Here is an 8,869-nt window from a genome sequence, read left to right on the forward strand (position 1 = left end):
GCGAGGAGGTGCCCGGTCGGTACGTGGTACTGTCGTCGCTCAGAGCACGTCGGGTTCCGTCCCGGAATCCGTTGCTGGCTCGCGCCGGCCGAACCAGTAGCCGAAACCGAACGGGACGACACCGGCGACGAGTCCCAAAAGGACGACGAGCGGCCCGAGGAACAGGCCGACGAGTCCGAGTACGACGGTGATCGCTCCGACGACGAGGACGCCGAGACCGACAGTCAGTCCGGCGAGGCGGAGCCACTGCCGTCGGAACGCCAGCACGCCGGCGAGGACACCGCCTGCGACGACGAGCGCGCTCGCCGGCCCGGTGACGAACCGCGAGAGCGATCCGCTCTCGAACAGGGCAGTGCCGACGAGTGCGACCGGGAGTGCGAGCAGTGCGACCCCGACCGCACGACGCGGTGAGAGCGGGCGGTCGACAGTCGACTCGCGATAGCGGAGCGCGAGCAGGCCGAGTGCGACGGCGAGGTAGCCACGCCCGACCGGGATCAGTGCGAAGCCGACGAAAGTGCCGAGGAGGCGACCGGCGATGGCCGCCTCGTTCTCGGGGGCGACGACGTAGTAGGTTCCATCCTCTTCGTAGAGTCCACGCTCGATGCCGACGCCCGTAGCTGTCGCGTTCCCCGTCTCGACGGCCTGTTGGACGTCTGTGGACGCGGTCTCGACCGGCCGGGCGACCTCCGTGTAGACCGTCGTCGCGTCGACCGGGCGCATCTCGATCTCGACGGACGTCGTCTCGTCGTCTGTCGTCAGATTCCACGCGTAGTACTGGCTGTCCGAGACGACGAATCGGGTCGACTCCAGGTCGTCGAGTACGATCGAGAGGTCCGGCGAGACGGTCCCCGCGTAGGAGCCAGTTCGCTCGGCCTCCCGCACCGGTCGTCTGTGTTCCGGTTCAGTTCCGGCGAGTCGTTCGTTCAGGTCGGCGACGTCCGGAGCGACGTCAGCGACACGCTTGGGGTCCTCCCCCGGTTCGACGGCGGTGGCCGTGTAGGCGACATCACCGCTGGCGACGGCGTGGAAGGTGAAACTACAGCCGAGGCCGACGACGAGGAGGACGACTAGGGCGACGGTGCGGATGGACGGACGCGTGGAGGGCATCGTCCGTCGGTGATGGACGCCGATGTGGTAAGTCGCCCGTCTCGTGTGCGGCCCGTCGAGTCAGTTCCGACTCTGGAGCACGTACGCGATGAGCACGACGCCGAGGATCGAGAGTTGGAGCACATTCACACACAGAATAGGGATATGAGAGGCTCGTAGAGACGCTCTCAGCATCTGTCTTCGCGGTAACCGGTCTTCACACACTGGCTATTTCCCGGTAGAAGTGAGTACAAACGGGTGTGTGAACGGTCAGGAGCCACAGAGACAAACCGGGAGCATGTCGAGTCTGCCGAAAAGGCGGTCGAACGGGCTGTCGCGGGGCGTGTAGCGAGTCAGTCGCCGAATCGTCGATCCCGACTGTCGCAGACACAGCCACGGAGAAATCTTCACAATCGGTCCCCGTCTAGCGATTAGCCCGAGTGTGAAACCCGAACGTCGCCTGTCACGTCCCGTGAAGATATTCTAAAGTGCAGAATTCAGGCGACAGAAGGCTCAAGATACGATATCTCATCACCGAAAAGCAGCTGTCACCTCCGCGAGAATCGGGTTCACACTCGCTCACGAACAGCCCCGAGACCACTCCTACCGGGAGAATACGCCGATTGTGAAGAGACAGCGAGCTACGGAGAGACGGCGAGACGACGGCTCGACGGTGCTGTATCTTCGAAACCGAGTGTGAAACACGGAGACGGGAAGGCGTCACACGAGCCAGCCAGTCTCGAAGAGCATCGTACACAGCCACACAGAGCGGTCTCTCGGTGAACGGCCGGGGAGACGAACCGGGCACTCACAACAGCAAAACCGCACGACTGCACCCGTGTGTGAAGATCGCTTAGTGCAGAAGTGAGAATGAGAGTGAGAGAGCGTCGAGACGTACCTACGTCGTCACTCGCCGATCAGACGCTGCCGTCTCGAAGCGCCTCGACAGGGTAGATGGCCGTACACCCGGGCGTGTCGAGGCGGAACTGCTGGGGTGGCGTGTTCTCGCTGTACGTCTTCTCGACACGGGGAGTACCGTCGAGCGGGTCGTTCAGTGCTTGTAACACGGCATGGCCGTCCTTGCGCGTGAGCACGACCCAGATGGCCTCCTCGACGTCACAGTCGGCCATCTTGTCGAAGTCGTCCGGGGCAGCACGCCGCAGGTCGTGGTTGACGCGTTCGATCTCGACGGCGAGTGTGATGTCACCGTCAGCGTCGAGCCCGGCGATGTCGAGGCGTCTCTCGGCATCGAGGTCGTAGTACGGCATCACCTCGACGACGGGCGAGTCCGGGTCGGCGACGTACGTCGCATCGAGCCACTGGCGGGTCACTTCAGTAGCGAGCACGTGCTGGCTGGACTCCTCTAAGTCGCCTTTGCCGTGGCCGTAATCGACACCCTCGCGGTAGTGCTCGCCGATCACCTTCCGACCGTCCGGAGAGACCGAGTAGAGTCGGTGGGGGTGATCGCCGTCGTGTCGGAGCAGGTCGGCCTCAATGAGCGGATCGATGTCGTCGGTGTCGACGCCGAGATACTCCTGGAGTCGGACCATCGAGTCGGTCGTGAGGTCGTACTCGCGCGGATCGAAGCGGAGTTGCTGGGCGTTGTAGACTGCCTGCAGGAACATGAGCTGTCGGGGCGACCACTCGCTGTCGTGCACCTCTTCTGGAGAGAGTTTGAGGTTGACCGTCGTCACCGGGATGTCGTCGGGGTCGACACGGTCGAGCGAGGAACAACAGTCGATCACCCGGAAGAGGCCGTCCGTCGTCGGGTCGTATCGATTCGTACACTCTCTACAGAGAAGGGTGTGTGCGTCTTTCTGATACTCGACTGTCGGGGGGAGCCGTCGCGTGTAGGGTAACGGGGAGTCGAGTCGGGGGAGTTCGTGCGAGTCGTCCGCATCGTCCGGGTGAGTGGTCGCCGTGGGCGTCTGCTCGTCCGTGTCTGCGACCGGTCGGTGATCCGGTGGCCGCAGACCACACGTATCGGCGGTGCGGTCGAGTGCTGCCTGTCGGAGACGCTGGAAGTCGGCTTCTTCCTCGTCAGGGAGCGGATCGTCACCGAACGAGACACCAGGGAGGGGAGGAGCCGACACGGTGCCGAACGGTAGTGGGAGACGCTCGCCATACGTATTCGGTAGGGAGACGAGCCACTCACCACCTGCGAGCATACCGAGTCGGTTCTGCATCGCTGTTCGGTCGATTTGGTCGGTCGCGAGCATTTTTGCGAGCTCGTCTTCGACAGGGACAGAACCCAGACAGAATGTTGCGACGTTGTTCAGGACTTCCTTGTGGAGTCGGTTACTCTTCTCACGAAGCTGTGCTGGAAACTGCACCATCAGCGCGACCGAGAGATCGAACCCACGGGCTTCCGAGAGTAACTCGGTAAGCGCCGAGGAGGCAGCCACCTTCGCTGCTTCTTCGATGTAGAGATTGACCAGTGGAAGGTCGGCCTCGCTGCCTGCACGTTCGCGTCTCCGCCGAATGGCAAACCAGAGATGAGTGATAATCACGAGTGTGATGACGTTGCTCGATTTGGTTTTCACTCGGCTCATATCGAAGATGATCGTGACGTCCTCGTCGAGGTAGTCCTCGAAATCGAACCCTGGAGCCTTCTCGGTCGCGACGTGATCGAACATTCGAAGGTAGCGTCCCTTCTCTGCAAGTCGGTCGATGCGTGTATTGACGCCGGCCATGATGTTCGTGAACGTTTTGTGATTGTTAGCTGTGGCCGAGGAGAGGGTGCGCTGATGTCGTTCGATCGAAACCGACGGTGCTGACTGCTGTCGTTTCATCTGATCGACGACCTTGTAGAACTCACTGTGGGTGAACGCATCTGCCCCTCCGTGATAGGTGTCGAAACAGACGTGTAATAACGCGGTGATAATCGACTGAGCGTTCATCGCTTTCTCAAAGTGCTCGTCGCCTACAATCTCTTGGAGAATCTCTACGTATAGGTCGATGCGGTCCTCGACAGCGGTCTCACGGTCGATTCCAGCCTCAAGATCACGGCGGATGTCGAAAAACGAGAAGCGAGGGACGCACTCTGCGACATCGAAGATGAGAACGTCGTCGAGACTGCCGTGTCGTCGGTAGTGTGCTCGAAGGAGTTCGTTTAGGTCTGCACCACTTTTCGGTTCGAGATAGATTGTCGCCCCCGCTGGCTTGTCGTTCGTGAGCAGCGCGGTCATCGCAGCCGTTGTTTTCCCCGACCCGGTACTCCCCGCCCAGACGATGTGTCGTGACTGTAACTCGTGTGGTAAGATGAGCGGCTCCTCTGTCACCACGCCATCCTGTGTGACCGGGTGACCGAGCGTCATCCCCGCACCGGTGTACTTCGCGAGTACGTTGCCGGGTGGCCGGGGAAGTGCAGTCTGTTCTGAATCCCTCACACCGAGTGCACGCCGGGCGTCGGTCGTGAGCGCACTCCCGTCTGCGAGCAAAAACGACCCGAGTTCGCGTACGTCGGCGACGACCCACGGATACGCCGTCCGACCGATGCGCGGCATGAAGCGGTGATACCAGCGGCGGAACGGGTGGGGTTCGTGTGTCTGGATCGCTTTGAGCAGTCGCGTGCCCGCCGTCTCTCGGCCGGGTGTGTCTCGACCGTCACCGACGATGTACGGCTTGAAGTCGACGTACTCGGTGCCGACAGCAGCAAATGCGGTTGCGAGATCACGACAGACACTCGTTGCCGCCTCACGTCGGCGTGCTGTGGTCTCTGTGTCCTCGTCCACGGGGACGAAGACGACAGCCCGGAGCGAGAGGTCGAACGAGTGGTGGACGTCGCGTGCCTCGATCGCGTCGATGCGTTTCTGGACTTCGGGGTGGACACGGCGGCCGTACTGCCGGGAGACGGGGTCGTGTTCGGTCCGTCTGTAGTCGGGGATGTCTGGTTGTCGGTGCTGCTGTTGGTCAGGTTCGCCGAACCACGGCGCGATCCACGCCTGAAAAAAGCGCTGTCCCCAGGTGTCACGCTGCTCGACGAGTCGTATTGTGCGGTCCTCCCTGCTTCGTTGCCAGTTGTCCCGTGGCGTGACGAGGACGTCGAAGATGACCGGGTACGGGGTGCTCGTCAGCGTCTCGACGACGTTCGTGAGCGGGACACGACTGTTCTGTGCGTGTGTGTCTCCGTCGTCGAGAAACGCCGCAAAGGGCGTGAGTGCAGTCTGCCAGTCGAGCTTCCGGTCGCCGACCGCGCGGATCTCACACCCGACGAGTGTGTACTCGGTCGCGGTCGTGAGTGCCGTCTCGTCGATGTCCCCTGAAGACAGTTCGTAGGTGTTCGGAAGGGCGCTCCGGACCGTCCGTTGGAGCGGCACCGACTCGTCGGTCGACAGTGTGTACTGGACGGGAGTATCCTCTCCAGCGCCAGTCGTGAGCGTACACGAGAGTGTTGCGTCGGCACTCTGCAGTGCGTCGTGAAGCCCGATGAACCCGTTCGCTGCGGTCGCTGGTGTGATGGAATCCGTGCTCGGACAGAGTGTGTATCGACGGGGTGGTTCGGGGTCTGCCGTCGTGCGAGACCATAGCATGAAGCCTGCTCAGCAGACGTGTGTATAGCCGTATCGCTAGTTGTGGGTTGTGTGAACTGATCAAACGAAAGGAAAGTAGCGGTCGTCAATTTTTTGTGTTTGTCTACTTGTGAACACCGCTGCTACCTGATTCAAGGAGAGAGTCCCGGCGTTCACGGCGGGCGTGAATCCGACACTCTACTGCACAACCTACGTTCGACGCTTACTCCGGGGTATCCTCCCTGACTTTCTTCTCGCCTTCGAGTAGCAGCCCCTTCCACGTCAATCCACGGTGCTTCTTCAGTTCCTTCAACCGCTCGTACTGTTCGTCGTCGTCAAACTCGATGCGAACTTCGACCATACAATAACACATAAAACTCACACTTATGTGTGTTCGGATACAGCCAGTAGGTGATGAAGCGAACCAACACGTTCGAGGTGATTCCGCAGTCCGACGAGGACGAGGAGTTGCTTCGACGCCTGTTGGACGCTTCTGCCGCTCTCTGGAACGAAATCAACTACGAGCGCCGCGAACACTATGCCGACTCAGACGAAGACGTGTGGGAAATCAGTGAGTATCGCGGTCGCTACGGCGGAACACTCGGCGCTTCCACAGTTCAGCAAATCGAACGCAAGAACCGCCAAGCGTGGAAGTCGTTCTTCGCGCTCAAAGAGAAGGGCGAAGCCAACGGCAAACCCGGCTTCTGGGGTAACGCCGACGATGGACGAGAACTCCGCACGTACATCCGAAACACGTCATACTCCGTCGAGTGGAGTGAATATTCGCGGCTCGAAATTCTCGTCGGCAAAGACCTGAAAGATGAGTACGGACTTGGACACCGCGAGCGCCTCCGACTCGAAGTCCGTGGCGACCCAAACTGGAAGGAGTACGAGAAACAGGGACGGTTAGAGTTGTTCTACGACGAGCAAGCACAATCATTCAGGGCCGTTCAGCCAGTCACTATCGACGCTTCTCGACTGGCACAACCATTGGCTTCGGAAGAAGCCGCTCTGGACATTGGTGCGAACAACCTCGTCGCCTGCACAACCACGACCGGCCAACAATACCTATACGAAGGTCGTGACCTGTTCGACAGGTTCCGCGAAACGACGCGAGAAATCGCCCGCCTCCAATCACTCTTGGAGGACGGTCGGTACAGTAGTCACCGAATCCGACGCCTGTACGACCGGCGAACAAAACGTCGTGACCACGCCCAAGATGCTCTTGCCCGTGACCTCATCGAACGACTCTACGACGAAGGCGTCTCGACGGTGTACGTCGGGGCACTAACGGACGTGCTGGACACGCACTGGTCAGTGGAGACGAACGCGAAAACACACAACTTCTGGGCGTTCAGAGCGTTCGTGAACCGACTGGCGTGTACCGCCGAAGAATACGGTATGTCGGTCGAGGTTCGGTCGGAGGCGTGGACGAGTCAGGAATGTCCGAACTGCGGTTCCACGACAGACACGATTCGGCATCAGGATACGCTGACGTGTCCGTGTGGGTTTGAAGGACACGCTGACCTCACGGCGTCAGAGACGTTCTTGAGACGTCATCAGAACTCGGAGAGTTCTGACTGGCGAACGAGACGTTCAGCGTCTCGTCAACGGCAGACGACGGTACCACGGTCGATGGCACGGCCTGTCTGCCTCAAGTGGGACGACCATCACTGGTCAGAGTCACCACGCTCAGTTCCCAACGAGGAGCATACGAACCCGCAAGTTGCCTCCGTGGGTCGGTAAACCATACCCCCAGCGTGAGGAAACCTCGCCGTTCACGGCGAGGAGGATGTCATAGCCGACTGAGCTCCCCACGTCGTTCACGGTGCATGACCCCACCGAGGAATCGGCGTAGTTTGGCTACGAGTTCGGCCTCTGTCTCGTAGGTCTCGATTCGCAAATCCCACCGGACGGACGCTGACCGAATCATCGCACTCGTCACGTCGGTTTCGTGGACGAAGATCAATCGGTCACCGTGTGTCTCAGCCAGATTTTCGAGGATACTCCCGGCCTCTTCTCCGACGCCGAAGTTGTGACCTAGGAAGGGTAGGACGAACGCGGTCGCGTTGCTACACCGAGCGTATTCGATGCTCTGAGTCACTGCATCGATGTCGTCAGTGTCGACATCGACATCGAGTGCGAGAAAAGCGTTCACTCCCGGATCGGCTCTCAGTTCCCCTTGTACACGTCGCAAGAGTGCCTGGGCCGCGTTGATCTCGTCTTTGTTCTGAAAGAGCCGTCGTAACGGCCCGGGAAGCTCGTCGACGTCGATCTCGCGGCGTTCCTCCTCGCTCAGTACATAGTTGAGATTGAACGACTTGTACGGTCCCATCAGATAAAACAGAAATCGGTCGTACGTCACGCGCCCGAGACGGTCAGTGATCAACTCGCGCGTGATCTCGACGGTCATAGCCGTGTGTATTCGGTGTGAATATATAAAGTAGCGTGTTTTCGAGAAATACTGGCTTGAGAACGACTAAGCGTTTCCAACTCGTAGTACGAGGTACGATGGCGACCGATCAAACACGGGCGGTCAGCGGTGACACGCCGGAGGACCCTGAGGACCTCTTACCCGACGAGAGCGTCCTCAGCCTCGACGAGTACCTCGATATGCACGCCGCTGTCGGCCACCGGACCCGCTATGAAATCCTCTATCGGTTGGTCCACGGCGGTGAGATGAGTCCGAAAGAACTCGAAGCCGCACTCGATATCGACGACAGTACGCTCCACTACCACCTCAACAAACTCGTCGACGTCGGACTCGTCGAGAAGCGCCAGCGCACAGAGCGTGGGCAGGACGGACTGTACACGTACTATCGGGCGACCGTCTTCGGGAGCGTGACGCTCACCGATGGCGTAGACGAGTTGATCCGTGGCGAGCAGGCGTTCGAGGAGATGTACGACAGTTCGTACGACGGCACAACTGAATAGCCGACGAGAAAGGGTTGGAGATTATCGACCTCACCGTACAACCCGACCACATCCACCTGTTCGTCAGTAGTCCACCGAAGCACGCGCCGTCGCTTCTCGCCAATTGGTTCAAAGCCATCAGTTCGCGGAAGTACAATCACCGCTACGCCGACCACGACGGCGAGAAAATTAAGTGGGCACGCGGCTACTACGCAGGCACAGCAGGCCACGTTTCGAGCGAGACTGTTGAGAAGTACATCCAGTGTCAACAGAACTCATGAGTTCTGTTTGGCACGCGAGAAACACGGCGTGTTTCTCGGGACGTCACGAGGAGGACGAACAGTGACCGAACTCACCGA

At 60.1% G+C, this 8,869-nt stretch carries 6 protein-coding genes and 1 pseudogene; 3 read left to right on the forward strand and 4 right to left on the reverse strand.

The genetic code is table 11. The features are described 5' to 3' along the window. Positions 1-39: 39 nt before the first annotated feature. The 3 genes from LI337_RS08585 to LI337_RS08595 all read right to left on the reverse strand — a co-directional run bounded on the left by LI337_RS08585 (position 40) and on the right by LI337_RS08595 (position 5,958). Positions 40-1,107, reverse strand: a complete 1,068-nt coding sequence (locus tag LI337_RS08585; RefSeq protein ID WP_227229396.1) for a DUF8127 domain-containing protein — start codon at positions 1,105-1,107, stop codon at positions 40-42. Between the two features lie 896 nt (positions 1,108-2,003). Beyond that, positions 2,004-5,405 (reverse strand): type IV secretory system conjugative DNA transfer family protein, encoded by a 3,402-nt coding sequence (locus LI337_RS08590; RefSeq protein WP_227229397.1) that lies wholly within the window; start codon positions 5,403-5,405, stop codon positions 2,004-2,006. A gap of 415 nt (positions 5,406-5,820) precedes the next feature. Further along, the gene (locus LI337_RS08595; RefSeq protein WP_013440500.1) at positions 5,821-5,958 is read right to left on the reverse strand and encodes a hypothetical protein; all 138 of its coding nucleotides are present in this window, start codon (positions 5,956-5,958) and stop codon (positions 5,821-5,823) included. Positions 5,959-6,011: 53 nt separating this feature from the next. Here LI337_RS08595 and LI337_RS08600 point away from each other — a divergent pair, with 53 nt between their 5' ends. Further along, positions 6,012-7,343, forward strand: a complete 1,332-nt coding sequence (locus LI337_RS08600; protein WP_227229398.1) for an RNA-guided endonuclease InsQ/TnpB family protein — start codon at positions 6,012-6,014, stop codon at positions 7,341-7,343. Positions 7,344-7,392: 49 nt separating this feature from the next. Here LI337_RS08600 and LI337_RS08605 read toward each other — a convergent pair whose 3' ends face one another. Then, positions 7,393-8,010, reverse strand: coding sequence for a DUF7509 family protein (locus tag LI337_RS08605; RefSeq protein WP_227229399.1), 618 nt, complete (start codon positions 8,008-8,010; stop codon positions 7,393-7,395). A gap of 98 nt (positions 8,011-8,108) precedes the next feature. Between LI337_RS08605 and LI337_RS08610 the strand changes: the two genes are divergently transcribed. Together LI337_RS08610 and tnpA are read left to right on the forward strand one after the other, a co-directional pair. Further along, positions 8,109-8,531 carry an ArsR/SmtB family transcription factor gene (locus LI337_RS08610; protein WP_227229400.1) on the forward strand — a complete coding sequence of 141 codons (423 nt, stop codon included), beginning with the start codon at positions 8,109-8,111 and terminating at the stop codon, positions 8,529-8,531. Beyond that, positions 8,528-8,791 (forward strand): annotated as a pseudogene (tnpA, locus tag LI337_RS08615) (IS200/IS605 family transposase); the annotation flags it as partial. The gene LI337_RS08610 and the pseudogene tnpA, both read left to right, overlap by 4 nt. Positions 8,792-8,869 lie beyond the last annotated feature (78 nt).

The sequence above is a fragment of the Salinirubrum litoreum genome, from assembly GCF_020567425.1.
Classification (GTDB): domain Archaea; phylum Halobacteriota; class Halobacteria; order Halobacteriales; family Haloferacaceae; genus Salinirubrum; species Salinirubrum litoreum.